Raw genomic sequence first — 26,151 nt, 5'->3', positions numbered from 1 at the left:
CCTCATATTACAACTGTGTTAACAAATAGTAGTCAGGGTACTACACTTTCCGCCCTGTCGCTACAATGTATACTTCACGTGATCGTGCCCGCGAAGCTTCTGGTTTACGAATTTTTACCTTCGCAAAAAGGGAGCGTATTTCCCTCAGGTATTCATCAAAGCCCTCTCCCTGAAACACTTTGACAATAAAACTGCCCCCAGGGGCCAGCACATCACGACACATATCCAACGCTAACTCAATCAGATACATGGATCGGGGAATATCGACCGCGGGGGTTCCACTCATATTAGGAGCCATATCCGACATGACGACCTGGACTTTATTATCACCAACTCTCTCAAGTAATGTTTTCAATACAAGTTCATCGCGAAAGTCCCCTTGCAGGAAATCGACGCCAACTATCGGGTCCATTGGCAAAAGATCACACGCAATAACTCGTCCACTATGACCAATCTCACTCACTACGTATTGAGACCATCCACCCGGAGCAGCGCCTAAATCAACAACAGTCATGCCCAGTTTAAAGATTTTGTCGCTTTGCTGTATCTCATCAAGTTTAAACCAAGCGCGAGAGCGAAGCCCTTTTTTCTGCGCCTGAAGAACATATTTATCACTAAAATGTTCCTGTAACCAGCGACTTGAGCTTGCTGAGCGTTTTTTATTGGCCATTGTTCTTTCCAACTCTACTAATAGGGCGCCTTATTTTTTGCGCTCTCTTGTCAAACCACACCACACTTTTATGGTGATAGGTATGAGATGGCGGTAGAATATGTCGTTTTCAATCCCAACTAAGCAAAAAAACGATGACTCTTAACAAAAAACAAGTCCAATACCTGAAAAGCCTCGCTCATTCACTAAAGCCTGTCGTTATGATCGGCAACAATGGGCTGACCGAAGGCGTGTTGGCTGAAATCGAACAGACTCTTTCACATCACGAGCTTATCAAAGTCAAAGTTGCAGGCGAAGACCGCGAAATAAAAACTTTGATCGCTGAAGCGATTGTTCGTGAAACTGGTGCACATAATGTGCAAATCATTGGAAAAATGTTAGTTCTCTACCGTCCATCAGAAGAACGCAAAATTAGTCTACCTAAATAATCACGGCCTATTTATACAAAAGTGCCATATTGATTTGTGATGATAAAAAAGGCCAGCAACTGGCCTTTTTCTTTCACGCCAGCACAATATATACCAGCACAATAGCCGATGATCATGGTATTTTAGAGATAATCCACGTTCAAAACTTCGTATTCCACTTGACCGCCAGGCGTCGTAATCACAACCACATCATCCACTTCTTTACCAATCAGGCCACGGGCAATGGGTGAATTGACTGAAAGAAGATTTTCTTTGATATTGGCTTCATCATCACCAACGATACGGTAGGTCTGCTCTTCGTCGGAATCCACGTTCAGTACCGTTACCGTTGCGCCAAAAATCACTCGGCCATTGTTGGTCACCTTCGTGACATCAATCACCTGTGCATTGGAAAGTTTAGCCTCAATTTCCTGAATACGGCCTTCACAAAAACCCTGCTGCTCACGGGCGGCATGATATTCCGCGTTTTCTTTCAAATCGCCGTGCTCACGCGCCTCGGCAATTGAAGCAATAATTTGCGGGCGACGTACATTTTTCAAATATTCTAATTCTTCGCGCAATTTATCCGCGCCACGTACCGTCATCGGAATTTGTTTCATTTATTAAACCTCTAAATCAATCCTAAGCCCAAACAACATCTTCCTGATTTTTGTAATAACAGCACAATGAGCACACCCTATCAGGCGGGCTTACAGATAATTAATAAAATAATAAAAGAAGTGTAACTCAGCACAATCTGAAGTCCACATGCCTATTTACCTGCCAATCTATTATTCTAACTTAGAGTTGATGATGGATCATCGTTTACTTTTCCTTTCAATGACACCTTAGTATGATTAATACAAATATTCTTGGGATACCCCAACCTTCATATGCGAGACCTATGGCTCTTTTAAAAATTACCTGCAAAATAGCTTGTGTGCTCAGTTTAATCCTGAGTATTTTCAGTGCGAATGCCGCTTCCAATGTCTCTTCCATTGAGAAAAGTGCCCAATATTTGCCTACGGGAACTCATGTTTCATTTATTGCCCAAGCTGTTGGCTCAAAAAATCCCTTAATTGATTATCATGGGCAACAAATGGCGTTACCTGCAAGTACGCAGAAAATCGTGACAGCATTGGCAGCGCTATTGCAGCTTGGTAAGGATTACCGTTTTATAACAACCCTGGAAAGTAATGCCAATATTTCAGATGGTGTATTAGAAGGTAATCTAACGGCTCGCTTTGTCGGCGATCCCATGCTGACACGCTCACAACTGCGCAATATGGCCGAGGCTTTAAAACAATCGGGGATCAAACAGATTACTGGCGACCTTGTCATCGATGTTTCGATTTTCTCCAGCCACGATAAAGCCCCTGGCTGGGTATGGAACGATATGACCCAGTGTTTCAGTGCCCCTCCATCAGCCGCAATCGTGGATAAGAACTGCTTTTCTGTGTCACTTTACAGCTCAGAACAACCTGGCGAACAGGCTGTTGTCCGTGTGCCCTCTTTTTATCCTGTCGACGTATTGAGTGAAGTCAAAACCCTGGCTAAGGGATCACCAGAAGCGAAGTATTGTGAACTTGATGTGACATCAGGTGACTTGAATCGGTACACCCTTACAGGTTGCCTGACACAGCGCGATGAACCACTCCCATTGGCATTTTCCATCCAAAATGGGCCGAGTTATGTTGGCAAAATCCTAAAAAATGAGCTGAATACGGCGGGCATCGAGCTAAAAGGCTATATACGGCGCCAATCGGTTCCCCAACCAGCAGAAAAGATCCTCGCCATAAATCAGTCTGTACCACTCACTAATATGCTCAAAATCATGTTGAAAAAATCAGATAACATGATTGCAGATACCCTCTTTCGTACCCTTGGTCACCGTTATTTCAACGTCCCAGGAACATGGCGGGCAGGTTCCGATGCCGTTCGCCAGATTCTGAGACAAAAAGCCGGCATTAATTTAGGCAATACCGTCATGGTGGATGGTTCCGGCCTTTCACGCCACAATTTGATCGCTCCTACGACGATGATGGAAATATTACAATTTATTGCCCAGCATAATGATGAACTGGACTTCATCTCAATGTTACCCAAAGCGGGATATGATGGGACGTTGGCTTATCGCCCCGGCCTGCATGAAGCGGGACTTGATGGTAAAGTTTTTGCCAAAACAGGATCATTGCAAGGCGTTTATAATCTGGCAGGGTTTATGACTGCCGCCAACGGACAACAAATTGCTTTTGTCCAGTTTGTCTCTGCCTACTCTGTTCCACCGGAAGATCAGCGAACCCGCCGTGTCCCGTTATCGCGTTTTGAACACGATTTGTATAAGTCGTTATATCAAAACTATTAAACGTAATGCACACGAACGCAAGTAATGATGTAACACACATTGATCAAAATAAAAAAGGGCGATAATTACAGCGCCCTTTTGTGATATTTGAATGTTTATTGAAGATTACTGCTTATAGATAAACTCAACGCCTTCGTCATCTTCTTCATCCCAGTCATCATCCCACTCTTCATCAGATGCTTGCTGTAACTGTTCCTTATGGTAGTCATCCCACATGAATTCAACTTTTTCAGGCTGAGATTCTTCCGACGTTTCCAGACTACGGGGCTGTGCCTTCATGAATTCCATAATATCCCAGCAAAGCGCTTTCACACCCTGACGGTTTACGGCTGAGATCATGTAATAATCGCCTTCCCAACCAAGCGCATCGGCAATGGCTTTTGCCCGCTGTTGCGCTTCTTCTGGCTCCGTGAGATCGACTTTGTTAAATACCAACCAGCGCGGTTTTTCTGCCAGTTTTTCACTGTACTTATGCAGCTCTTTGATGATGATACGAGCGTTTTCAACCGGATCCGATTCATCAATAGGGCAGAGATCAATCAAATGCAGCAATACGCGGCAACGTTCCAGATGCTTCAAGAAGCGAATGCCCAATCCAGCACCCTCTGATGCACCTTCAATCAAACCAGGAATATCCGCGACGACAAAGCTTTGTTCGTTATCCATACGCACAACGCCAAGGCTTGGCACCAAGGTTGTAAAGGGATAATCAGCCACTTTAGGTTTTGCGGCCGATACCGCACGAATAAAGGTGGATTTACCAGCATTTGGCATGCCCAGCATTCCCACATCAGCCAGCAGCATCAATTCCAGCATTAGCTCACGGCTTTCTCCCGGTGTCCCCATTGTTCTTTGACGTGGGGCACGATTTACCGAAGATTTAAAACGAGTATTGCCAAGGCCGTGGAAACCGCCTTTTGCCACCATAAAACGCTGTTCATGATGCAGCATATCCCCAATCACTTCTCCCGTGGCAACATCACGCACACGCGTTCCGACCGGAACCTTAATGGTAATGTCCTGACCACGTTTGCCGGTACAATCGCGGCTTTGTCCGTTTTGACCACGTTCAGCGCGGAAAGATTTTTCAAAACGGTAATCAATCAGTGTATTGAGGTTTTCATCTGCCAGCAGGAAGACATCACCACCATCACCACCATCGCCGCCGTCCGGCCCACCTTTTGGAATATATTTCTCACGACGGAAGCTGACGCAACCATTGCCACCATCTCCCGCGACAACCAGAATCCTGGCTTCATCTACAAATTTCATCACTTTTCTCCGTAGGATAGCCACTATAAAACTGGATGGCAGCTAGTGCCCAGAGATGGCGTAATCCAGAATATAAAAAGCCCCGCAACACACATTGCAGGGCTTCTATTCGATTAAGAGTCAAAAAACTTATTCAGCTTCAATGCTGATAAACTTACGGTTTTTTGGACCTTTAACTTCGAACTTAACTTTCCCGTCAGCTAATGCGAACAGGGTGTGGTCACGGCCACAACCTACGTTGTTGCCTGCGTGGAACTTAGTACCACGTTGACGAACGATGATGCTACCTGCCAAAACAGACTCACCACCAAAACGTTTTACACCCAGACGTTTGCTTTCAGAATCGCGACCGTTACGAGTCGAGCCGCCAGCCTTTTTGTGTGCCATTAATCTGCTCTCCTAAAATCTTAAGCGATGCCAGTGATTTTAACATCAGTGAACCACTGACGGTGGCCCTGCTGCTTACGGCTGTGTTTACGACGACGAAACTTAACGATTTTAACTTTCTCGCCACGACCGTGCGCAACAACTTCAGCTTTAACTTTAACGCCTTCAACTACTGGAGCGCCGATTTTGATGTCTTCGCCATTAGCGACCATCAGTACCTGGTCAAACTCAACAGTTTCACCTGTTGCGATGTCCAGCTTTTCCAAGCGAATTGTTTGGCCTTCGCTTACTCGGTGTTGTTTACCACCACTTTGGAAAACTGCGTACATATAAACTCCGCTTTCCGCGCACCCCCTAAAAATGCTTTCCAGAGCGCGCTATAAAATATTCACAATAGGGCGCGAATTCTACGCAAAAACCGCCTAGAAGACAAGTGCAGAATTAGAACAGATGAGAAAAAAACAGAGTTTTTCAATTGTCATTTATTTGAACGGTTTTTCAAGTACAATCGATATATCTTGATATCTATTGATATGCTAATTAATGAGCACAGCTCTGAATCAGAGTCCAAAGCCAAAACATGAATTTAGAATCGATAATTAAACTTACCGCTGATGATATGGCAGCGGTTAATGAAACCATTCTTAACCAATTAAATTCTGACGTTGCGCTGATCAACCAACTTGGTTACTACATTATCAGCGGTGGTGGCAAGCGCATTCGCCCAATGATTGCCGTACTGGCAGGTAAAGCCCTTCATTGCGCAAGCGAAAAACACATCAAAGTTGCTGCTTTGATTGAATTTATCCATACGGCAACCTTGCTGCACGATGATGTCGTTGATGAATCTGATATGCGCCGAGGAAAAGAGACAGCCAACGCCATTTATGGCAACGCTGCCAGTGTCCTTGTCGGCGATTTTATCTATACGCGCTCATTTCAAATGATGACCGATCTTGATTCCATGCGCGTATTAAAATTGATGTCTGACGCTACCAATGTCATTGCTGAAGGCGAAGTCATGCAGTTGATGAACTGCAATGATCCGGATATTTCAGAAGATGACTATATGCAGGTCATTTACAGCAAAACCGCCCGCCTGTTTGAAGTCGCTGCCCACTCAGCCGCCATTCTCGCCAACGCCACGCCTGAGCAAGAAGCCGCACTGCGTGATTATGGCCGTTATCTGGGGACCGCATTTCAATTAATTGACGATCTGTTGGATTATGACTCAGATAACAGCACACTCGGCAAGAATACGGGGGATGACCTGAACGAAGGCAAACCAACATTACCCCTTTTGCACGCCATGAACCACGGAACGCCGGAACAATCTGCACTGATCCGCCGTGCCATTGAACAAGGTAATGGCCGCCATTTGTTGGATACGGTACTGACAACAATGAAACAGTGTGGTTCACTTAAATACACCCGCCAACGGGCAGAAGAAGAAGCTGATAAGGCAATTTCAGCATTGCAAGTACTGGAAGATTCTCCATACAAGGCGGCCCTTGAGGGATTGGCTCATGTCGCCGTACAGCGACTTTCCTGAACGAAATCAATCAGTGCCCCAGATAATTCAATCTGGGACACTGTCTTTATTATCAATATCTTGAATACCGACATATTGGACAAGGCTGGCTAGCCCTTTTCTCAAAATGAACTTAACCATGCGTTCCCTTTCGGATTTGCTCAACTGGTAATAAGCCTCCACCCAAATCATAAAGGGGTCTTGTCGCTTATTCCGATAGTATTCGACTGAACTTTCACTCACAGTCAATAGATTCAGTACTTCTTCGGGCAAACTGTTGACATTATATTCGAGCGCCTTTCCCTGTACTCCACGCTTACGGCGTTGTTCCCAACCCTCGCGCCTGGCCATCAGATTGACTCCTTGGGGAGACGATGGCAGCCCTGCGAGGCCGATGAGCTCCTTTGCAGAATACCATTCTTTTTTCATCTCTTTCTCCTCGCTTGATACTGGAGCAGTGAAGAGAAAGCCAAATTTTAAACATCTGGCTTTTCAAAAGCTGTCTCAAGTAGCTATGATTTTTTCCAAAAAACTTCTTATGCCATCTCGTAATATCACTTCGGTAATTACCTCCTTTTCTTCCTCTGTGAGTAAATTAAATGCACTTACCCAAATGGATAGAGGATCTTGTTTCTGAACCTGATAGTCTGCTGATGTTTCATTCAGTTCCAAAGCGGTCAAAGTGGATTCAGGAAAACAAGAGTAATGGTATTCAATGGCTCTGCCTTGAACACCCGATCGTTTTTGCCTCAACCACTCTTCACGTTTTGCTTTGGCATTAACTCCTTGTGGTGATCTAGGTAACTCACCTACACCGGTCAACTCCATTGCCGTATACCACTCTTTTTTCATAATGTTTCTCTATTTTTGTAACCAAGTTCAAAAAAGAAGTTATTAAGAAAAAATTAGAAATATTTTTAGAAAAAATAATGTTATTTTATTTTCTTAATAACAGGTTCGTGTTCGTTATTAATTTCACATTAACGCTTTAGTTATACCACTAATGTGGCTTCAAATTTAATAGAAAAGGATTAAAAAAATGATTTCTATGAAATCGGATTGGCATCCTGCTGATATTATTGCCGCTTTACGTAAACGTGGAACGACGTTAGCCGCCGTTTCCCGTAAAGCAGGGCTGAGTTCATCAACTTTGGCGAATACACTTTCTCGCCCATGGCCCAAGGGAGAATGGATAATAGCGAATTACTTAGAACTGCATCCGTCTGAAATATGGCCGAGTCGTTATTTCGACCCCCACACAGGAGAACTACTAGAAAGGAAAGTTAGAGAGAAAAAGAATAATTAGCTATCAATATCATTATTGAAAGAAAAACCGCTAGTGATTTCTAACTAGCGGTTTCAGTTATCTAATATATTTAACTTAATTCGTATATTAATAAATAATTAATAAATGAATTAGCTGTTAATAAACGTCTCACCCAATTCAATATCTTTTTTCAGAACATCCAGCATGTTATCTAATGCCTTTTGTTCGAAATCACTCAATTTGCCAATATCTAAACGCTCTTCGATACCATTTTTACCTAAGCGAACAGGCTGCGCAAAGAAACGAGCGTATTTACCCTCACCTTCAACATAGCTGCACTCAACAATATTACTTTCGCCTTGCAAGCCACGGATCAGAGACAAGCCCAAACGTGCCGCTGCCTGTCCCATAGACAGTGTTGCAGAGCCGCCACCCGCTTTCGCTTCAACAACCTCAGTACCTGCATTTTGGATACGCCTGGTCAATGCTTCAACTTCTTCATCAGTGAAGCTAACACCTGGAATTTGAGACAGCAAAGGCAGGATAGTAACACCGGAATGCCCGCCAATAACCGGAACGTCTATTTCTTCTGCTTTCTTACCTTTCAATCCGGCTACAAAGGTGTTGGAACGAATGACATCCAAAGTGGTGACACCAAACAAGCGGTTTTTATCATACACCCCTTCTTTTTTCAGTACCTCAGCGGCAATCGCGACCGTGGTATTGACCGGGTTAGTGATAATGCCAATTAATGCTTTTGGACAAGTTTTAGCAATCTGCTGAACCAGATTACGAACGATACCGGCATTGATATTGAACAAATCGGAACGATCCATACCAGGTTTACGCGCCACACCCGCAGAAATCAATACGACATCTGCACCGACCAGTGCAGGGGTTGCATCTTCGCCAGCAAAACCAGTGACTTTGACTTCCGTTGGGATATGGCTCAGATCGGCTGCCACACCTGGGGTCACCGGAGCAATGTCATACAAGGAAAGGTCTGAACCTGAAGGAAGCTGGGTTTTGAGTAGAAGGGCAAGTGCCTGACCAATACCACCGGCTGCACCGAGAACTGCAACTTTCATCCTGATACTCCTTAAATATAAGTACTGTAATCACTACGTATTAAAAACAATCTGTTAACAGCCAGATTATCCACTTAATGACCTGATGATGGAACACCAAAGTTGCTTTATTCTAGACAAAATGCTTATCTGTTAATGAGATAATGGACACTTTTTTGAGAATTATTTCAGCTGTATTCCTCATCAATTAGCGAATGACCTTACTCTTCCCCTGCTCACTAAACAACACCATTTAGTTAACAATACATTTACTCTGCTTAAATAGCGTTTCAAAATGAATAGGCGAGAATCTTGTCCCGTGCACCGAGCGGGACAAGATTACAAACTCTTACTATGATGAATATTTATTTAAATTGGCGAAAAGAAAGTCGAGTAAAAAGAAAATAAGCAGAAATAAAATAATCACCATCGCCAGACAATCTTCTTCTCTTTCTTGAATAAAAATTCACTTTTTCGCATAATGTTAGCCTGATAACGGATTCAACGATGGTGAAATATGCGTGTTCCTTCGAAACAGGAAGATTTGGTAAAAGCTTTCAAGGCATTATTGAAAGAAGAAAAATTCAGCTCTCAAGGTGAAATTGTTTCAGCACTTCAGGATGAGGGGTTTGAAAATATCAACCAATCTAAAGTTTCCAGAATGCTGACGAAATTTGGTGCTGTCCGAACCCGTAATGCAAAAATGGAAATGGTCTACTGCTTACCGGCAGAATTGGGCGTTCCCACTGCCACCAGCCCATTAAAAAATCTGGTATTAGATGTCGATTATAATCACTGCGTTGTCGTCATACGAACCAGCCCTGGTGCAGCACAATTAATTGCACGCCTGTTAGATTCATTGGGGAAAGCCGAAGGCATTCTTGGCAGCATTGCTGGTGATGACACCATTTTCTCTACCCCAGCACAAAATTTTACGACGAAGCAACTCTACGAAGCCATTCTCAACCTGTTTGAACAGGAACTTTAATCTTGCAGGTCTGCCACATAGGCCAATCAAATTATGTGCACGGTACATGCCTTACCGTAGGAAATATTGGCCTGAAAGATTAAAGAATATGTGATGAAAAGGGGATCGTCCTATGGGCACGATCCCCTTGTTACTGAGTATCTTATAATGAATTAAGCTGCGTTTGCTTTTTTCTTCAATGCCGCCAGTAGCTTCTCATGAATGCCGCCAAATTCACCGTTACTCATCATCAGAATATGGTCACCCGGCTGTGCCGTTTCGACAATCATCCTGACCAAAGTATCCGTATCTGCACTCCAACGAGCAGGTTGAATACACTGTTCAGCAATTTCAACCACCTGCCACGGAATATTGGTCGGCTGATAGAGAAAGACTTCATCCGCGCGTCCCAAAGAAGGCGCAATATCATTTTTGCTCATCCCCATTTTCATGGTATTCGAACGAGGCTCCAGTACAGCAAGAATGCGGGCCATGCCACCAACTTTGCTTCTCAGCGCTTCCATTGTCGCTAAGATGGCCGTTGGATGATGGGCAAAATCGTCGTACACCGAGATACCATTGACTTCGCCGCGTAATTCAAGGCGACGACGGGCATTCATAAATTTGTCCAGCGCCTGACAAGCATCCGCAGGTTGAACCCCCACATGATGGGCTGCTGCAATCGCCATCAAGCCATTATGCATATTGTGTTCACCGACTAATGACCACGTCACTTCTCCAACCGGTTCCCCCTGATGGAATACTTGATAATGACTGCTGTCCTGACTGGTTTTCTTCACCTGCCAATGACCGCTTTCTCCAATCTGCTCCAGCTCACTCCAGCACCCCATTGAGAGTACATGCTTCAAGTTAATATCATTATCAGGAACGATGATCTTACCGGTACTCGGCACAACCCTGACGAGATGGTGGAATTGTTTTTGAATAGCACCCAAATTTTCGAAAATGTCGGCATGATCAAATTCAAGGTTGTTCATGATCAGTGTGCGGGGGCTGTAATGAACAAATTTCGAACGCTTGTCAAAAAAAGCACAGTCGTATTCATCCGCTTCAATCACAAAAAACGGGCTTTCACCCATTTGTGCTGAAACCTCAAAATTCCCTGGTACACCACCGATCAGGAATCCGGGTTTATAACCACAGTCTTCCAAAATCCAGGCCAACATACCCGCCGTCGTTGTTTTGCCGTGGGTTCCTGCGACAGCCAATACCCAACGCTCCGGTAATACATGATCATGCAGCCATTGCGGACCAGAGGTATAAGGAATACCACGATCCAGCACGGCTTCCACACAGGGATTGCCGCGTGTCATAGCATTACCAATGATCACCATATCTGGAGCAGGATCGAGCTGTGCCGGATCGTATCCTTGGATAAGCTCGATGCCCTGTTTCTCCAGCTGCGTGCTCATGGGGGGATAGACATTGGCATCGGAGCCAGTGACTTCATGCCCCTGTGCGCGTGCGAGGATCGCCAATCCCCCCATGAAAGTACCGCAAATGCCAAGAATATGAATACGCATTATTTCTACCTGATATCATGAACTGTATCACTATTCTAACCACCAAATCAGAGATTATAAATGCAATAGCCTATGAATCATTTGATTCTTTGGCTAAACTGCCTGCGTATAAGTGCAGCACAGGCAAAACAAAAAGTGAAGCACACTCCCTAAAACCACAATTAAATTCAAGGCCCTTGTCATGAAAACATTAGGCGAATTTATCGTCGAAAAGCAGCAAGATTTTCCGCATGCAACAGGTGAACTGACTGCACTGCTGTCTGCCATCAAATTAGGTGCCAAAATTATCCATAGGGATATCAATAAAGCGGGTCTGGTGGATATTTTAGGCACAAGTGGCGTCTCTAATGTTCAGGGAGAAGTTCAGATGAAACTGGACTTATATGCCAATGAAAAACTCAAGGCAGCCCTGAAAGCACGCGGCGAAGTGGCTGGTATTGCTTCCGAAGAGGAAGATGAGATCGTTGTTTTTGATGGCGGCCGAGCAGAAAATGCGAAGTATGTTGTTTTGATGGATCCATTGGATGGTTCTTCAAATATTGATGTCAACGTTTCCGTTGGGACGATTTTCTCCATTTACCACCGAATTACCCCGATAGGTCAGCCAGTCACCGAAAACGATTTTCTGCAACCGGGGGATCGTCAGGTTGCAGCAGGTTATGTGGTTTATGGTTCATCGACCATGCTGGTTTATACCACAGGCTGCGGTGTCCATACTTTTACGTATGACCCTTCCCTTGGTGTGTTCTGTCTGACCCATGAGAAAGTCCAGTTTCCAGAACAGGGTAATATGTACTCTATTAATGAAGGGAACTACATCAAGTTCCCACTGGGTGTGAAGAAATACATCAAATATTGTCAGGAACAAGACGAAGCAACCCAACGTCCTTATACGACCCGTTATATCGGTTCTTTGGTTGCTGATTTCCACCGCAATCTGTTAAAAGGTGGCATCTATATCTACCCAAGTACGGCAAATCATCCAACCGGAAAACTGCGCTTACTTTATGAATGCAACCCAATCGCATTTCTGGCAGAACAAGCCGGTGGTAAAGCCAGTGATGGCACCAGCCGTATTCTGGATATTGTGCCAAATAAACTGCACCAACGAGTACCTTTCTTTGTCGGCACAAAATCTATGGTAGAAAAAGCAGAAAGTTTTATGGCGAAATATCCTGATGAATAAGCGGTTTGATTAAGCCATAAATTAGAATGAAGTCATCATGTAAAAGAGGTAATATTTGCGCCTCTTTTATTATTCATTTTTTCCTGTTTCAATCACGCTCTTCCTGAAACCAATTTGATTATATATTCCCTCTGATACGCCAGTCATTACTGAAAAAATACTGCTTTTGCATAAAGTTTTTTTTGCAAGATAAAATGCAATTTCAACGCAAATAAATCGATAACTTTTTGTTATCGGTTGATAATAATTTTTCATTACGCACAACAACAAAATTTTTCCTAATGTATGTAGGTATGGGAAATATTATCTTTTTATATTAATTAGATATCTATACCCAATAAAACTGAAAATTGGAACATCAAAGGTGTAATGCTAAAGCGCTGGCGACAGCCCATATTTTATGAGGAATTCATATATGGACTCGTATATTAATCATAAAGTTTTTAGGCTTTCTATTCTCATGTATTCGTTTTTTTTACCTTTTGCGTCTACGAGTGCGCTTTCAGCAGGTGAAAAATCGCAAGAGAATAGAATAAAAGAAACAACACTATTACAAACACTAGCCCATGAAAATCACACAAATAAGGTGGAGAACAATCAAGCGACTATTGATGAAAAAGTGGGTGTCATCGCACAAAATATCCATAGGGTGACTAATATTTTATCCTCCTCACCCTCTCAGTTAACTGAGCAGGCAAAATCCTACGCATTGGGGAAAGTCAATAGCGCTATCTCCACAGAAACGCAAAAATGGTTGTCCAGATTTGGCTCTGCCAATATTCATCTTTCCATTGATAGAAAAGGAAAATTGGATGACAGTGCCTTGGATCTGCTGTTACCTCTCTACGATAATAAAGCAGAATGGCTATTTTTCTCTCAGTTAGGTTATCGTCATCATGATAGTCGCGATACCCTAAATATTGGCCTTGGTGGACGTTATTTCACGTCCAGTTGGATGTATGGCTTAAATACCTTCTTTGACAATGACTTTACGGGTCAACATCAACGGTTGGGAGTTGGAAGTGAGGTTTGGACGAATTATGTTAAATTGTCTGCCAATACTTATTGGCGTTTGAGCAAATGGCGTGAATCACCAAAAGAGCTGGACTATGAAGAACGACCCGCCGACGGCTACGATATCAATGGGGAATTTTTCTTACCTGTTTATCCCAACCTTGGGGGGAAATTGAGTTATGAACAGTACTTCGGTGATAACGTCGCTCTGTTCAATCGGGAAACCAAGCAAAAAGATCCTAGCCTTACGCGATTTGGCCTGAATTATACCCCTGTTCCTCTGGTGACAATGGGCGTGGATTATAAACTCGGAAACAGTGGACACAGTGAGACACTCTTTCTGGCCAATCTGAATTACCGCTTTGGTATCCCTTTTGCGGATCAGGTTTCACCAGGTAGTGTTGCTTCCATACGCACACTGGCTGGAAGCCGTTATGATATCGTGGAAAGAAACAACAACATCGTGCTGGACTACAAGAAAAAACCCAAATTCAACCTTGCCTTGCCAGGTACCTTAGTCGGATACAGTACCCAACAACATGTTTCAATCATTCCTAATATTACCGCTGAAAACAAACTGAAGAAGTTATCATGGCAGGCTGATGAAGCGTTCCATAAAAATGGAGGAGTGATCATACCGGGTAGTCAATCTGCTGACATCGATCTACCGAAATATTCTGCCAAGGGGATAAACAGCTATACCCTGTCTGCTACTGCTGAAATCTCAGATAGCGATAAGCCTACGACAACTCACATGAATGTGGTTGTAGAACCTTTTGCCATTAAAGATCCAAGCATCACACCAGGCAACGACCCGATGATTTCCAATGGCAAATCGGCTTATGATCTGGCCGCCACAATCACCTATGGCAATAAAAATAACCCCGTTATTATTCAAAATAGAGTCATGCCAAATGTAAAATGGAGCATCGACCCGCCGGATCAACATACAAAATTGAACTGGGATCCATCAGGCAAAACCAATGATAAAGGTCAGTTAACTGCAACATTGACTAGTACCAAACCTCTTGAACCAAAGACGAAGATTTATCTGTCAGTGGATGATCAACCTAATTTAGAGGTAAAAGGCGACACTTCGCCCACTTTTGCCGTTAAGGCCAAAGACTTTGTGTTTGACCAAAAAGGACCTTATGAGGCAACGGAAAACAAACCCATCATTGTGACTGCGACCGTGTTCGATTTGGATGGTAATACACTCAGTAAGAAAATGGATATGAACTTACAATGGACCACAGAGCCTTCTGACCTACAGGGATTATCGATTAAACCCGCTCCGGGCTATGAAAACTCCACGGATGAAGACGGAAAAATCAAGGCGATTGTGACCAACACCCAAGTGGTGAAAGGCGCTAAAGCCGGTGTGTTGATTAATGGAACACATCAAAGTTTCTCTGAACCATTCGATTTTATCGCACCGGAAAATCTAGAGCTTGAGTTCGATACGATAACGCAATCACCTATGGAGCCAATAACCGCTGACGGAAAGGAACGCTATACCTATAAGATGAAGGTTTTCGATGCGGAAAGTAAACGTCCATTAAGAAATCAGACCCTGAGCAAACTTAAAACCGAACTATTGAATACGCAAAAATTTATCGTTCCAGCGGAGGTCAGACTTGAGATACCGACAAATCCAACCACCGATGCCGAGGGTTATTTAACTTTCTATATGACCAGTCAAGTCGGTATGGATGATATTTACTTCACCATATTCCCAGACGCATCCGGTGAGAATAGTGCAGCAGGCCAAAAATCCATGCCTGTCAGCTTTAATCCCATTCCCAAACCAGTGGGAATTCTGATGCAAGTACCAGACTCACCAAGTCCCAAATATATCCCAGAGCAGGAAAGACCCTATAACGTGCATGAAGATCTCATTGTTCAATTGACAAAAGATGGGAAAACTAATTTGCATGTTAACAGCGATCAGACTGGCAGGATAAGAACAACAAACATCACTTCTTCCGATCTCGATTTGGTGAAAGTGGACAAAACAACAGGGAATATAAAATTCCTCAAACAGAATTTCTCCGCTAAAAAATGGCCAGTCACCGTTACACTCACCAAAAGAGATAACGTCACAGGCATAACATCCGGTTATTACTATACCTTCAAGCCAAAAAGGTACATATTTTTCCCTGACAATCCACAGTCTCCGACTATTGACTTGACGGCAATAAATGAGCTTTGTGATAATAGTGACCCTGCATTGAAAACAAGCATCGGGAATCAACAACCTGTCCCACTGACGGTATTTGATCTCGGCGCATATCCTCAAGTAACGACTTCGTCTTCATTGAGCTATGAATATGACGAAAAGCATTTCCCTTACCTTGGACTCAAGAGTCTCATTGACAAGCTAAATTACAGCATTAAAGGTACTCGTCTGTTGCATACCTATTTCTCAGGAGGCAGACCCGGTGACTATACCACCTTCTATGGATATGACTACATTAACCGGACAGTCGTGTCAGAAGGTAACAATAATGACGATAAACAGACGATACCCGTTTGTGTCATCCGCGTTAATAGTTATGGTGAAACTTATCCACAGTAAACCACGACTAATATAAAATCAGCGCAGACTCAATAATCATTGAGTCTGCGCTTTTATTATGCTCTTAAGCCAGCGCCACAACCGAAAAATCCGAGGAATTTTGGCCTGTTTTGGCTATAATACCCGGCACTCCATTTTGGTTTGAAATTGAAGGAAACCGTTTTATGAGCCTAAATCATGTACCGGCCGGCAAAGAGCTACCTGAAGATATTTATGTCATTATTGAGATCCCAGCAAATGCAGATCCTATTAAATATGAAGTAGACAAAGAGTCTGGTGCCCTGTTTGTAGACCGTTTTATGTCAACGGCGATGTTCTATCCATGTAACTACGGTTATATCAACAATACCCTGTCTCTCGACGGTGATCCGGTTGACGTATTGGTTCCGACACCATACCCATTACAGCCAGGTTCTGTTATCCGCTGCCGTCCAGTGGGTGTCCTGAAAATGACTGATGAATCCGGTGAAGATGCAAAACTGGTCGCTGTGCCTCATACCAAACTGAGCAAAGAATACGATCACATCAAAGATGTCAATGATCTGCCAGAACTGCTGCGCGCCCAAATTACTCACTTCTTCGAGCACTATAAAGATCTGGAAAAAGGCAAATGGGTGAAAGTTGAAGGATGGGACAATGTTGACGCGGCTAAGGCTGAAATCTTGTCTTCTTTCGAACGCGCTGCCAAAAAATAATTCTGGCTGGTAATTGCGGATGTTAATCCCCAGAACCTCTGCCCAAATCGGGACAGAGGTTTTGGCTGCGTTCCTAATGCTTATTCTTCTCCGTGGCGCTTTAGCCAGTCACCACTGGTTATCCTCTGTAACCCCTCAACTGATAATTTATAGAGGTAGATCCATGCTTTACCATAAGGTGTTTCAATCAGTTCCCTTTCGTACTCCTGAGCGTATTTTTTCAACTCATCCAATTCAGTCAGGATGGATGGCGTAATACGATAGACTTCACATTCGATTGTTCCTTCGCCACGGACAACCGCCGGATAATGCCCCAGATCATAAATTTCATAACCTTCTAACCGGTGTTCGCCTAACAATTGGGCATCTGTCATCCAGTGGTGATTGCCTTGTTTTCGCCTCAGGCTACCATAAACAATAACTCGCATCTTTAAAACTCAAACTCATAGAGCAGATCTAAAGCCTGATCAATACCAGATACTGCTTCCAGATACAATCTTGGCATAACACGATAACGTAACGTCAGGGTTGCCAAAGAATCAAAAATGCCCACGCCATATTTCACCTGTAAGTCGTTGGTAATTCTGCCACTGACCACCACCTGAGATTTATCCCCCACCCCTTGGGTATCCAAAGCCAAATCAGAAACGCCAAAAGTTTCCCCAATCTTACCGACTAATTGCCCACTCTGGGCAATGCCCAACCCAATCAGCATCGCAGCCATTTGCGAGTTGTCAGAATCCCCTTTTTCTAACCCTTCGCCCCGTAACAAATATGACAAGGCCTCCTGTTGTGATTTGACGGGATCAGAAAAAACGTCCACTTTCGGTTTATCTGCCAATCCCGTTACCCGCACACCTGCGATGACTTTATTCGCTGTCGATTCAGGATTACGGATAGCTTCAATATTTAGCAATGGCTGATCCGGTGGGCCAGAGAACATAATGGTCCCCTTACGCACTTGTAAATCCTGTCCATAAGCATGGAAATTCCCTTCCGGAATATCAATCTGGCCATTCAGCCCCAATCCTTGTTTATCCTGAAGGACTTTCAAAGCACCTTTAAGTTGTGCCTTCAAGCCAAAGGCGCTCAGGTGCACATCATCGCCAATATGCACATTTAAGTTACTTTGAATCAAAATAGGTGATTTTTTCTTCTCGATGGGCTGGAGGTGCTTATCCAGCATCACTTCATCCGCGGAAACCCCTACCGCAGACTCCGGTAACTCCTGAACGGTAATACGTGCCCATGGGATATCCACATTACCGTCAAGTTTCAATAGGTTTGGTTTCGCTTCCAGCACCAAATTTGGACTGACATCGACCTTCACCATCGGAGGGAGTGTGATACGGAATTTGTCACCATTGGCTGCCACTCTGGCATACCACTCATCCAGACTACGCCAATCAGCATAACCACTCAGATTTAATTGCCCCTTGGGCGTTCTAATCATGCCATACAAATCAGAACTGGCACCGGCAAAATGAATCGCCAGCTGGCCTTGGGTAATATCGAATGGCAGCCAATGATTGCTCATTTTCACAACATCAACGCTAAGTTGACCAAAGAGCAACGGATGCTTCACATTTCCACCAATACGTAGATTGGCGTTTAACCCGCCTTCCCCTTTTTCGCCTTTACCCAAAATCGGTTTAATCAGCTTTAAGGAAAGTGCCTGAATATCAACATTTCCTGATAATTTTCGGCTACCCTCTAAATCAGCAACCTGCACATCGCCTTTCAACTGCCCATTACCCGCCAGTTTGAATAACCATGCCAAATTCGCCTTGCCATTTGCCAAACCCGCATTTAAGGTGACGGTTTCAAAATTAACCGGTAAGGTATTCCCTTCCACAACCTGACGAACTTGTACCCCGTTCCCTTGAAGAGCCACTTTTGCTTGTGGCCATCCCTGATCTGCTGTCCATCGGATATCAGCATGACCGTTGAATACTCCCTTAAGTTGGGTACTTTTATCAAGGAATGGCTGGATCATCGCCAAATCGAAGTGCTCGAGCGCCACTTGGGCATGACCGCTACTTCCCGCCTCAATCGGTTTTGAGATACACAGGCGCGCATTGGGATTAAGCCAGCAATGCGTTCCGACGATAGCTTTTTGTTGCAAGTTGAAGTAATCAACGGATATCGCCGGACTTAAACGCCACTCACCAACCGGCGTAGTCAAGTCAGTATGGTTGATATTGCCTTTCCAGTGCTCCTTTTGACGATCAAAGCTACCATCAAGTGCCAACTGGCCAGATACCGGCGCACCGTCAATTTTCAGTTGTAAATGATGTTTCTTTTCCGAGCCATTCGCAGTGAGCATCAAATTTTTGATCGTGAGATCCGCCTGTTGCCATTGACGCACCACGACCGATAGCTGGCCTTGGATCTGTTCAGCTGAGCGTATATCACCTTTAATCGTGGCACTATCCACCCTTAACTCATGCCAGCGCAACCCACGTGCATTTAAATCCGCCATGATTTGCGGCGCTTTGATATTGCCACGCAGTTTGACCTCACCGGTCATAAAGCCAGCCAGACCTGGCAGTAAGCCGTTTAATTGCGGCGCATGAATTTCACCATCAAGTTTCCACGCCTCAGCCGTCATCCGTCCTTGGACATTCACGGTATTACGCCCAATGACAACATCGAGTTGAGGAATATCCCACTGCCCTGCTGCATTGCCCGACGCCTTACCCTGCGCTTTGATCACATTCTGCTTCATATGACCATTAAGGGAAATTTCAGGGATCTGAAGCTGCCAGCTTCCCCCATACAAACTGCCGCGCACAGCGACTTTACCGTCTATTTTGGCGGGCCATTCCGGCCACTGTTTAGCCGTATTTATGCCATCCAAAATGAACCTGGCATTCCAACTGATGGCTTTACTCCAATCCATCACACCGGCAACATCGGCCTTACCCTGCAATGTCGCCAAACGCAAACGTGTTAACCGAAGCGATTCCTCACTGCCCTTGGCGTCCAACGTTAGCAATGCCGGTGGCAGATCATTGCCCTTAATCTCCGAGCGGAGAGAAAGATCGTAACGACTGGCTTGGCCATTCAAACGTAATTTGACGCCATCAAGCTGATATTCGGGCTTACCCTGCAATGGCCATTGCAGTTGCTGGCTTTTCAAGGTCAGACGCGTAGGCAAACCGGCTGTTGCCAATTCAGTCTGGGCATCCAAACTGGCGGTTATCGGGCCGGAAAGATTCAATGCGAGATCAAGCTGCTGCAATAAAGCACCTTTTAGCGTTAAATCAATCTGCTGTCCTTTTAAGTCGCCCAAACCAACATGATTGACCTCATCGATATGCCCCTTCACTGCCAAATTGACCGGCCAGTGTTCAGACAGTTTTGCCGTCCCCTGGAATGCCAGTGAGCCTACCGCGGTTTGTAAGCCCAACGTTTTTATCTCGACTGCCTGCCCATGGTTACTGGCCTGTAGCTGCAAATCATTGATCTTGATGTCAGTATCACCCGTTAAACGAAGCTGACGACCGTGGACACTTTCCAGCGTGATATCAAGAGGAATGGGCATATCAGGTAATTCCGCCAGCAGCGGCTTGGCAAATAACGCCTTTAAGGTTTCACCCAATGATTTTTCCGGTTCAGCCTGCGGCTTGGCTGTTTGCGCTATCTCAACTTTTTCAGATGCGCTTGTTGGCAATGCCAGGCGCAGGTGATTAATTTCCGTTGGCTTGAATATCAGTTGCTTTTCCTGCCACTGAGCCGCCGTTTTAAACTCATCCAATACAATGGCGATACCATCGACCTGCACATGCGTATTTTTCAAAGACAGCAAGTCGAGTGAGATAGGATACGGTGTCTGTAATTCAGTCAAGGGTGCCGATTCAGTCTCAGGTGCCGATGGCGGAAGTTCAGCAGTATTCACCGAAACCGTGACTCCTTCCGTTGTCAGCGCATTGACACACACTTGGCTGTGTTTCAGGCAGGAAAGCCGTAGAGAGAGGTGTACATTATCAGCCTTAACGTTAACGCCCGGCATCTGATATTTCACGCCTTGTAGGGTTAAATCGCGCCAACCGCCACTGACACTCGCAATATCCAATCCGGGAACCCAACGTGCCGCACTGTTAACCATAAAATGCAAACCCGTTTGGCTACCAATCAGCCCGACAACGGCCATCAATAACAGGCCAACCATCAGCAGGAAAACAATACTGACCCTTTTTGCCCACTTCATAGTTCAGCCCCTAGCCCGATATAAAATTCAACATTATGGCTATCTGGATCTCCGATTGGCGTTGCCAAATCAAATTTTATCGGCCCTACCGGTGAAGCCCAACGCACCCCCATGCCTGCGCCGGTTTTAAAATTACTCCTTCTAATATCATTCACCGCTTCACCCGAATCAACGAACAACGCACTCCACCAATTGCCATAGATATTGTATTGATACTCCAACGAACCAACGGCCAACTTAGATGCCCCGGTGAGTTTACCCTGACTGTCTGTCGGTGAGATTTTCTGGTACTTATAGCCACGAATACTGCGATCCCCGCCGGCAAAGAAGCGGAGATCCGGTGGCACTTGGTCGAATTCATTGGTTTCTATCCAGCCCAAATCCGCCCGCACCACAAAGCGGTGATTCTCGCGATACGTTCTTATCCAGACATGATGTGCCTGTAACACGAAAAAATCGACATTGGATCGCCAAGTGGTATCAGAAATATCAAATGAGTAACGCTGGCTATCTCCCCAATAAGGCATTGTGCCGCCACGCTGGCGAATACGGCTGAGGCTGACGCCCGGATACAGCAACACAGTGGTATTGGTGACATTGGCTTGGGTAAAGTGGCTAAGACTCCAGCGCAGGTTAACACCGTACTGCCAACCGGTGAAACGATCCCAGTTACGGGAAAGGTTTAGGGTCGCAGTATCCGCAATCGTATCGTTAATATCTTTACGTTTATAACCTGTCTGTAACTGATAATATTCTTCAAGGGGATTGACCTTAAGCGGCATTTTGTAGGATGCGTCGATGATTTGTTCTCGTGCCGAAAGGTTAAGGCTGGTACTCAAGCTGTGCCCGCGGGAATTGAGCCACGGTTTTTTCCATTTTGCCTGAACACGCGGCCCGACATCCGTTGCATAGCCACCGCCCAATTCAACATAGTTGGCCGAACGGGGAACCAAGGAAGCATTTAACGGTAATACCTTATCCTGACTGTTACGCCCTAAGTGAAAATCCGGCACCACTACCGCAGAGTTGAACCATCCGGTGTCAACCAAACGGCGGTTAAACTCGGCTAATTGTTCTGAGGTATAGTATTCACCTTGTTTGAAAGGGATCAGGTTATGCAGGTAAGTTTCACGAATTTGCGATCCGTGGAATGTCACTGGGCCAAAACGGTAACGTTGCCCGCTATCGAAATCAAAATCCCAAATCGATTCGTGCAGGGCTTCGGCTACCCCCAACTCACTCTTTTTCATTACGGCATCAAAATAACCTTTCTTAACGGCCAAATTCGTCAATGCACTTTTAAAATCTTCATATTCACCGTGATTGAGTATCGTCCCCTCTTTTGGCCTATTTTTTCTGATCAGGGTGGCATAATCTTTATCCGTCTTAGCGCCCCCTGCCAAATCAACATTCACTTTAGCGACTCGCACGGGTTCGCCAAGTGTAACCTTTGCAGTTAAAACGGGGCGGGCAGGCGGGGTATTCTCTTGATAGGTAAATTTAACGGTAGGCTCATAATATCCCAATGGACGAAGCCCTTGTCGTATCGCTTTCTCCACACGCGCCCGAAAACGGCCATCAGGAGAAACTTCATCGGTACTGATATTGGAAAGCTGAACTCTGGTATTTTTTTCTAATTCGCCAGAAAGCCCTTCTACTTTCAATCGTAAATTTGCACTATAAGCCGATGGAGTGACGATAGAGACAAAAAGCGCACCTATGAGGGGATATCGTGACACTCGAACTCCTAATATTTATCTACCTGTAGGGTATACTCGTCATGCTTCAAGGTGCATTGATTATCTCCCCGCAACGCGGAGAGATAATCAGCGGTTTTCGTTTTACGAGCTGCAACCTGAAGTTTATCGGGTATAAGATCCAACAATGAAAAAAATGCCGTAATAAATTAATTCTGGTAAAGTTTTAAAGATATACAAGCAACATATAATGATAAAACTTGTGCATATACAGGAGATAATCTTGCCAAATTCAACCAATGAAAGACAACATGTTTCTTCACAAGATACCCTGACGGGCAGGAGCACGCCATTAACGGTATCACCCTACCATGACATCACACAGCATGCGATAAATAACATTCCTGAAAATATGGAAATTGCCTATGTCGGCATGGGGTGTTTCTGGGGCGTGGAGCGCCTTTTCTGGCAACAGGGAGGCATTTACACCACCTCTGTGGGTTACAGTGGCGGCACGACACCCAATCCGACTTATGAAGAAGTGTGTACTGGCTTAACGGGTCATGCTGAAATCGTCAGGATCGTCTTTGATCCCAGCAAAATCACTTATTCACAATTACTCATGTTGTTCTGGGAAAATCACGATCCTGCCCAAGGTATGCGTCAACATGGTGATATTGGTACTCAGTACCGTTCCGTCCTTTACACGGTTTCACCACAACAATATGAGCAGGCAATTGCCAGCCGAGATCAATACCAGCAAGCAATGACACAAAATGATGACCAACGTACCATCACCACGGAGATTCGCGAAGCCGGGCCATTCTATTTTGCGGAGGATTATCACCAGCAATACCTGCATAAAAATCCTGAAGGCTATTGCGGATTAGGCGGGACTGGGATCTGCTTCCCGCCATCGCTTGGTAACTAGCTGATTTATTAGCCCAATGTTGTCATCATTGGGCTAACTACCTGAAACACGCCCAACCTGAAACCCAGTCAAAGTGGATATGGCAGGCTCACCTCAGCCTCTCCTGTTGTAACCAGTATTCCATCAAATTTCCTCGTGTTATCCCCTCTAAATCGCTTTTCATTATAGTGAGAGTATTTCCAGATGATGATCCCTTATCCCGCGCAGCGCGCAGGATAAGGTTTATTCCTATCATTTTGGAAAGGCATTTAGTGACACTTGCTGTCACTCTGGAAAAAGCATTAACACAACCCTATAATAAACATTAATGTTGTTATTTTTACTTTATTTGTTAATTTATTAAACTTATATGTTATCATTATAGCATTAGCTCAGGAGAGCAAATGAAGTACAGTGAGTTCAAGCGATGGCTGTTACAACAAGGAGCCGAGTTCAAAAAAGCGCCTGGTGGTGGCAGTCATCAAAAAGTTAATTTGAATGGTCTGCGTTCGGTTTTCCCCGATCATGGTTCCAAAGAGATGCCAGAACCGCTTCGCAAGAAGATATTGAAAGACCTAGGGCTATAAGCCTCAAAATAAAAAAATTAATACAAATATATTTTGGTGATTTTAGTCGAAAAACCAAACAGAGGTAGTCAAATGTCCATATTCCATTACCCCGTTAAATTAGAGCATGATGAATCGACAGGTGCCTACATCGTATCATGCCGTGATCTGCCCTTGATGAACTCAGTGGGTGAGTCTATTGATGAGGCCCTTTTGGAGGCCGTTGAAGGTGTGGTAACCGCTATAGCAATAGAAATTGAAGAGCGCCGCCCTATTCCTCTAGGTAGTACACCACTCAATGGTGAATGCGTTATTAGTGTACCTGTACTGGTAGCGATGAAAGCCGCTTTGCATAATGCCATGATAGAAACAGGTACTCGCAAAGCTGAACTGGCTCGCAAAATGGGTCAGAAACCCACACAAATCGACCGCTTGCTTGATGTTGAGCATTCATCAAAAATTGAAACCGTCGAATTGGCATTACACCAACTAAACCGCAATGTGGGCATTTCTGTAATGACCACAACAACCCTATAAATAACCCGCGATCAAAAAACGGCCGCAAGGCCGTTTATTATACTAATGTTATGTATCATATTAACTTTATTACATTACCCATTAGTCGATGAGCGGTTACAAAAAATCATCCCATTTCGGTTTGTAAACGCAATACTTGCTGATTAACTTCACTCATTACATGGAAATGTCGTTTATCTTTTATTTTCGGGGGTAGAATTTTTCCATAATTGAATTCAAAAGCGCCCATATCCTGAATATATAATCGCCCACGAAATAGGGTTTTTACGTAGAGAGCAATTTTCATTGGGTTATAATGGCGAAAGATTTTCATCTCTGTTTTTCCTCCCATGCTTCTTACGATACATGCTATTGCATAACATCTATTACACAACATATTCAGTGAATCAAGAAGACACATCACTATTATGCCAACTGTATAGACTACGTATATGGAAAATTGTTCCCCTGAATATCAAGAACCAATCACTGTTTTAATGTAACATTATGATATTAATGATCATTATATTACATTTTTCTTCTTGCTTACTGATCCCTTATTCTGAATGTTATCAAATTGTTTATTTTTTTGAGGACAGACCAGTTAACAAACGCTATGCTGAATATGACATTCCCTGATAACATGCCGCACCATGATAAATAAGGAATAAATATGTTAAAAAACATTGTGTTATCTGCAATATTGAGTGTAACACCAATATTCGCATTCGCCCATAACATCACGTTAGAACACCCCGTTCCCGCGGTCAGTGTGACCGATAAAGGTGAACTGTTGCTAAACAATGACAAGTTCAGCTACCAAAATTGGAGCAGTACTGAGCTGGCGGGAAAAGTCAGGACGATCCAGCATATTGCTGGTCGTAGTTCCGCAAAAGAGATGAATGATCCTTTGATTCAAGCCTTGAAAGAGGCTAATTTACCCAAGGATAAATATCAAACGACCAGTATCGTGAATACCGACGAAGCCATTTTTGGTACGGGCGTTTTTGTGCGCAATAGCCTTGAAGACAGCAAAAAACAGTTTCCGTGGTCACAATTTATTGTCGACAGTAACGGGCTGGCTAAGAAAACTTGGGGGCTGGAACCGAAAAGTTCGGCCATCATTGTGCTGGATAAACAGGGTAACGTGAAATTTGTCAAAGATGGCAAGTTAAATAACGAGGAAATTACGCACGTTATCAGCCTTATCAAAGCAGAATTGCAAAAATAGCCCACTCATTTTGATGTCGTACAGTGATAATGGTTCTGCCTGCTGTGAGCCATTATCACCTTAATCTT

25 protein-coding genes are annotated in these 26,151 nt (G+C 44.3%); 12 read left to right on the top strand and 13 right to left on the bottom strand.

Translation table 11 applies throughout. The features are described 5' to 3' along the window. Positions 1 to 40: 40 nt before the first annotated feature. The gene (gene rlmE / locus PSI15_RS04555; RefSeq protein ID WP_273582479.1) at positions 41 to 670 is read right to left on the bottom strand and encodes a 23S rRNA (uridine(2552)-2'-O)-methyltransferase RlmE; all 630 of its coding nucleotides are present in this window, start codon (positions 668 to 670) and stop codon (positions 41 to 43) included. A 134-nt stretch (positions 671 to 804) separates the two neighbouring features. On the opposite strand from rlmE, the gene yhbY reads away from it, so the two are divergent. Next, positions 805 to 1,098: a ribosome assembly RNA-binding protein YhbY gene (yhbY, locus tag PSI15_RS04550; protein ID WP_038218890.1), complete on the top strand. Its 294-nt coding sequence runs from the start codon at positions 805 to 807 to the stop codon at positions 1,096 to 1,098. A gap of 122 nt (positions 1,099 to 1,220) precedes the next feature. On the opposite strand, the gene greA is transcribed toward yhbY, so the two are convergent. Then, positions 1,221 to 1,697 carry a transcription elongation factor GreA gene (greA, locus tag PSI15_RS04545; protein ID WP_045968309.1) on the bottom strand — a complete coding sequence of 159 codons (477 nt, stop codon included), beginning with the start codon at positions 1,695 to 1,697 and terminating at the stop codon, positions 1,221 to 1,223. Positions 1,698 to 1,981: 284 nt separating this feature from the next. Between greA and dacB the strand changes: the two genes are divergently transcribed. Continuing rightward, the gene (gene dacB, locus PSI15_RS04540) at positions 1,982 to 3,442 is read left to right on the top strand and encodes a serine-type D-Ala-D-Ala carboxypeptidase (protein ID WP_273582478.1); all 1,461 of its coding nucleotides are present in this window, start codon (positions 1,982 to 1,984) and stop codon (positions 3,440 to 3,442) included. A 105-nt stretch (positions 3,443 to 3,547) separates the two neighbouring features. Here the strand turns inward: dacB and cgtA are convergent, their stop codons facing one another. The 3 genes from cgtA to rplU all read right to left on the bottom strand — a co-directional run bounded on the left by cgtA (position 3,548) and on the right by rplU (position 5,430). Continuing rightward, complete coding sequence (gene cgtA / locus PSI15_RS04535; RefSeq protein WP_273582477.1) at positions 3,548 to 4,714, bottom strand: Obg family GTPase CgtA; 1,167 nt, start codon at positions 4,712 to 4,714, stop codon at positions 3,548 to 3,550. Between the two features lie 129 nt (positions 4,715 to 4,843). Next, complete coding sequence (gene rpmA / locus PSI15_RS04530; protein WP_011148617.1) at positions 4,844 to 5,101, bottom strand: 50S ribosomal protein L27; 258 nt, start codon at positions 5,099 to 5,101, stop codon at positions 4,844 to 4,846. 20 nt (positions 5,102 to 5,121) lie between these two features. Beyond that, positions 5,122 to 5,430, bottom strand: a complete 309-nt coding sequence (gene rplU / locus PSI15_RS04525) for a 50S ribosomal protein L21 (RefSeq protein WP_045968299.1) — start codon at positions 5,428 to 5,430, stop codon at positions 5,122 to 5,124. Between the two features lie 251 nt (positions 5,431 to 5,681). On the opposite strand from rplU, the gene ispB reads away from it, so the two are divergent. Beyond that, positions 5,682 to 6,653 (top strand): octaprenyl diphosphate synthase, encoded by a 972-nt coding sequence (ispB, locus tag PSI15_RS04520; protein ID WP_273582476.1) that lies wholly within the window; start codon positions 5,682 to 5,684, stop codon positions 6,651 to 6,653. Between the two features lie 27 nt (positions 6,654 to 6,680). On the opposite strand, the gene PSI15_RS04515 is transcribed toward ispB, so the two are convergent. Both PSI15_RS04515 and PSI15_RS04510 read right to left on the bottom strand, forming a co-directional pair. Continuing rightward, entirely contained in the window at positions 6,681 to 7,061 is a 381-nt protein-coding gene (locus PSI15_RS04515; protein ID WP_273582475.1) for a DNA-binding protein, read from the bottom strand. 75 nt (positions 7,062 to 7,136) lie between these two features. Then, positions 7,137 to 7,484 (bottom strand): DNA-binding protein, encoded by a 348-nt coding sequence (locus PSI15_RS04510; RefSeq protein ID WP_273582474.1) that lies wholly within the window; start codon positions 7,482 to 7,484, stop codon positions 7,137 to 7,139. Between the two features lie 187 nt (positions 7,485 to 7,671). On the opposite strand from PSI15_RS04510, the gene PSI15_RS04505 reads away from it, so the two are divergent. Continuing rightward, the gene (locus tag PSI15_RS04505) at positions 7,672 to 7,938 is read left to right on the top strand and encodes a helix-turn-helix domain-containing protein (protein WP_273551951.1); all 267 of its coding nucleotides are present in this window, start codon (positions 7,672 to 7,674) and stop codon (positions 7,936 to 7,938) included. Between the two features lie 110 nt (positions 7,939 to 8,048). Here the strand turns inward: PSI15_RS04505 and mdh are convergent, their stop codons facing one another. After that, complete coding sequence (gene mdh, locus PSI15_RS04500; protein ID WP_273582473.1) at positions 8,049 to 8,987, bottom strand: malate dehydrogenase; 939 nt, start codon at positions 8,985 to 8,987, stop codon at positions 8,049 to 8,051. A 496-nt stretch (positions 8,988 to 9,483) separates the two neighbouring features. On the opposite strand from mdh, the gene argR reads away from it, so the two are divergent. Beyond that, positions 9,484 to 9,954 carry a transcriptional regulator ArgR gene (gene argR / locus PSI15_RS04495; RefSeq protein WP_273552217.1) on the top strand — a complete coding sequence of 157 codons (471 nt, stop codon included), beginning with the start codon at positions 9,484 to 9,486 and terminating at the stop codon, positions 9,952 to 9,954. Positions 9,955 to 10,106: 152 nt separating this feature from the next. On the opposite strand, the gene mpl is transcribed toward argR, so the two are convergent. Then, positions 10,107 to 11,477 carry a UDP-N-acetylmuramate:L-alanyl-gamma-D-glutamyl-meso-diaminopimelate ligase gene (gene mpl, locus PSI15_RS04490; protein WP_273582472.1) on the bottom strand — a complete coding sequence of 457 codons (1,371 nt, stop codon included), beginning with the start codon at positions 11,475 to 11,477 and terminating at the stop codon, positions 10,107 to 10,109. A 181-nt stretch (positions 11,478 to 11,658) separates the two neighbouring features. Between mpl and fbp the strand changes: the two genes are divergently transcribed. The 3 genes from fbp (at position 11,659) to ppa (ending at position 16,950) form a co-directional block, all read left to right on the top strand. Continuing rightward, complete coding sequence (gene fbp, locus PSI15_RS04485; protein ID WP_273582471.1) at positions 11,659 to 12,663, top strand: class 1 fructose-bisphosphatase; 1,005 nt, start codon at positions 11,659 to 11,661, stop codon at positions 12,661 to 12,663. Positions 12,664 to 13,123: 460 nt separating this feature from the next. Further along, positions 13,124 to 16,255, top strand: coding sequence for an inverse autotransporter beta domain-containing protein (locus PSI15_RS04480; RefSeq protein WP_273582470.1), 3,132 nt, complete (start codon positions 13,124 to 13,126; stop codon positions 16,253 to 16,255). A gap of 164 nt (positions 16,256 to 16,419) precedes the next feature. Next, on the top strand, positions 16,420 to 16,950 hold the full coding sequence (gene ppa / locus PSI15_RS04475) for an inorganic diphosphatase (RefSeq protein WP_273582469.1): 531 nt from the start codon (positions 16,420 to 16,422) through the stop codon (positions 16,948 to 16,950). Between the two features lie 80 nt (positions 16,951 to 17,030). Here ppa and PSI15_RS04470 read toward each other — a convergent pair whose 3' ends face one another. The 3 genes from PSI15_RS04470 to tamA are packed head-to-tail and all read right to left on the bottom strand — an operon-like array spanning position 17,031 to position 22,902. After that, complete coding sequence (locus PSI15_RS04470) at positions 17,031 to 17,378, bottom strand: gamma-glutamylcyclotransferase family protein (protein WP_273582468.1); 348 nt, start codon at positions 17,376 to 17,378, stop codon at positions 17,031 to 17,033. A gap of 2 nt (positions 17,379 to 17,380) precedes the next feature. Further along, on the bottom strand, positions 17,381 to 21,163 hold the full coding sequence (tamB, locus tag PSI15_RS04465) for an autotransporter assembly complex protein TamB (protein ID WP_273582467.1): 3,783 nt from the start codon (positions 21,161 to 21,163) through the stop codon (positions 17,381 to 17,383). After that, entirely contained in the window at positions 21,160 to 22,902 is a 1,743-nt protein-coding gene (tamA, locus tag PSI15_RS04460) for an autotransporter assembly complex protein TamA (protein WP_273582466.1), read from the bottom strand. The genes tamB and tamA overlap by 4 nt, the downstream gene beginning before the upstream one ends. A 241-nt stretch (positions 22,903 to 23,143) precedes the next feature. Between tamA and msrA the strand changes: the two genes are divergently transcribed. From msrA to PSI15_RS04445, 3 genes are all read left to right on the top strand, one after another. Then, the gene (gene msrA, locus PSI15_RS04455) at positions 23,144 to 23,791 is read left to right on the top strand and encodes a peptide-methionine (S)-S-oxide reductase MsrA (RefSeq protein WP_273582465.1); all 648 of its coding nucleotides are present in this window, start codon (positions 23,144 to 23,146) and stop codon (positions 23,789 to 23,791) included. 383 nt (positions 23,792 to 24,174) lie between these two features. Further along, a complete protein-coding gene (locus tag PSI15_RS04450; protein WP_273582464.1) occupies positions 24,175 to 24,357 on the top strand; it encodes a type II toxin-antitoxin system HicA family toxin in 183 nt (60 codons plus the stop codon). Positions 24,358 to 24,429: 72 nt separating this feature from the next. Continuing rightward, positions 24,430 to 24,873 carry a hypothetical protein gene (locus tag PSI15_RS04445; protein WP_273582463.1) on the top strand — a complete coding sequence of 148 codons (444 nt, stop codon included), beginning with the start codon at positions 24,430 to 24,432 and terminating at the stop codon, positions 24,871 to 24,873. A gap of 106 nt (positions 24,874 to 24,979) precedes the next feature. On the opposite strand, the gene PSI15_RS04440 is transcribed toward PSI15_RS04445, so the two are convergent. Then, entirely contained in the window at positions 24,980 to 25,186 is a 207-nt protein-coding gene (locus PSI15_RS04440; RefSeq protein WP_045968269.1) for a DUF1107 domain-containing protein, read from the bottom strand. Positions 25,187 to 25,525: 339 nt separating this feature from the next. Between PSI15_RS04440 and PSI15_RS04435 the strand changes: the two genes are divergently transcribed. Continuing rightward, the gene (locus PSI15_RS04435) at positions 25,526 to 26,083 is read left to right on the top strand and encodes a YtfJ family protein (RefSeq protein ID WP_273582462.1); all 558 of its coding nucleotides are present in this window, start codon (positions 25,526 to 25,528) and stop codon (positions 26,081 to 26,083) included. Positions 26,084 to 26,151: the final 68 nt, after the last annotated feature.

Source organism: Xenorhabdus sp. PR6a, from assembly GCF_028599065.1.
Taxonomy (GTDB): Bacteria; Pseudomonadota; Gammaproteobacteria; order Enterobacterales; family Enterobacteriaceae; genus Xenorhabdus; species Xenorhabdus doucetiae.
The sequence above is the reverse complement of the archived record's forward strand: the minus strand, read 5'-3'. Positions and strand labels throughout refer to the sequence as shown.

Bases quoted from the DNA above. Each gene is read 5' to 3' on its own strand.
- rlmE (WP_273582479.1), bottom strand. From the start codon at position 670: ATGGCCAATAAAAAACGCTCAGCAAGCTCAAGTCGCTGGTTACAGGAA.
- yhbY (WP_038218890.1), top strand. From the start codon at position 805: ATGACTCTTAACAAAAAACAAGTCCAATACCTGAAAAGCCTCGCTCAT.
- greA (WP_045968309.1), bottom strand. From the start codon at position 1,697: ATGAAACAAATTCCGATGACGGTACGTGGCGCGGATAAATTGCGCGAA.
- dacB (WP_273582478.1), top strand. From the start codon at position 1,982: ATGGCTCTTTTAAAAATTACCTGCAAAATAGCTTGTGTGCTCAGTTTA.
- cgtA (WP_273582477.1), bottom strand. From the start codon at position 4,714: ATGAAATTTGTAGATGAAGCCAGGATTCTGGTTGTCGCGGGAGATGGT.
- rpmA (WP_011148617.1), bottom strand. From the start codon at position 5,101: ATGGCACACAAAAAGGCTGGCGGCTCGACTCGTAACGGTCGCGATTCT.
- rplU (WP_045968299.1), bottom strand. From the start codon at position 5,430: ATGTACGCAGTTTTCCAAAGTGGTGGTAAACAACACCGAGTAAGCGAA.
- ispB (WP_273582476.1), top strand. From the start codon at position 5,682: ATGAATTTAGAATCGATAATTAAACTTACCGCTGATGATATGGCAGCG.
- PSI15_RS04515 (WP_273582475.1), bottom strand. From the start codon at position 7,061: ATGAAAAAAGAATGGTATTCTGCAAAGGAGCTCATCGGCCTCGCAGGG.
- PSI15_RS04510 (WP_273582474.1), bottom strand. From the start codon at position 7,484: ATGAAAAAAGAGTGGTATACGGCAATGGAGTTGACCGGTGTAGGTGAG.
- PSI15_RS04505 (WP_273551951.1), top strand. From the start codon at position 7,672: ATGATTTCTATGAAATCGGATTGGCATCCTGCTGATATTATTGCCGCT.
- mdh (WP_273582473.1), bottom strand. From the start codon at position 8,987: ATGAAAGTTGCAGTTCTCGGTGCAGCCGGTGGTATTGGTCAGGCACTT.
- argR (WP_273552217.1), top strand. From the start codon at position 9,484: ATGCGTGTTCCTTCGAAACAGGAAGATTTGGTAAAAGCTTTCAAGGCA.
- mpl (WP_273582472.1), bottom strand. From the start codon at position 11,477: ATGCGTATTCATATTCTTGGCATTTGCGGTACTTTCATGGGGGGATTG.
- fbp (WP_273582471.1), top strand. From the start codon at position 11,659: ATGAAAACATTAGGCGAATTTATCGTCGAAAAGCAGCAAGATTTTCCG.
- PSI15_RS04480 (WP_273582470.1), top strand. From the start codon at position 13,124: ATGTATTCGTTTTTTTTACCTTTTGCGTCTACGAGTGCGCTTTCAGCA.
- ppa (WP_273582469.1), top strand. From the start codon at position 16,420: ATGAGCCTAAATCATGTACCGGCCGGCAAAGAGCTACCTGAAGATATT.
- PSI15_RS04470 (WP_273582468.1), bottom strand. From the start codon at position 17,378: ATGCGAGTTATTGTTTATGGTAGCCTGAGGCGAAAACAAGGCAATCAC.
- tamB (WP_273582467.1), bottom strand. From the start codon at position 21,163: ATGAAGTGGGCAAAAAGGGTCAGTATTGTTTTCCTGCTGATGGTTGGC.
- PSI15_RS04450 (WP_273582464.1), top strand. From the start codon at position 24,175: ATGAAGTACAGTGAGTTCAAGCGATGGCTGTTACAACAAGGAGCCGAG.
- PSI15_RS04445 (WP_273582463.1), top strand. From the start codon at position 24,430: ATGTCCATATTCCATTACCCCGTTAAATTAGAGCATGATGAATCGACA.
- PSI15_RS04440 (WP_045968269.1), bottom strand. From the start codon at position 25,186: ATGAAAATCTTTCGCCATTATAACCCAATGAAAATTGCTCTCTACGTA.
- PSI15_RS04435 (WP_273582462.1), top strand. From the start codon at position 25,526: ATGTTAAAAAACATTGTGTTATCTGCAATATTGAGTGTAACACCAATA.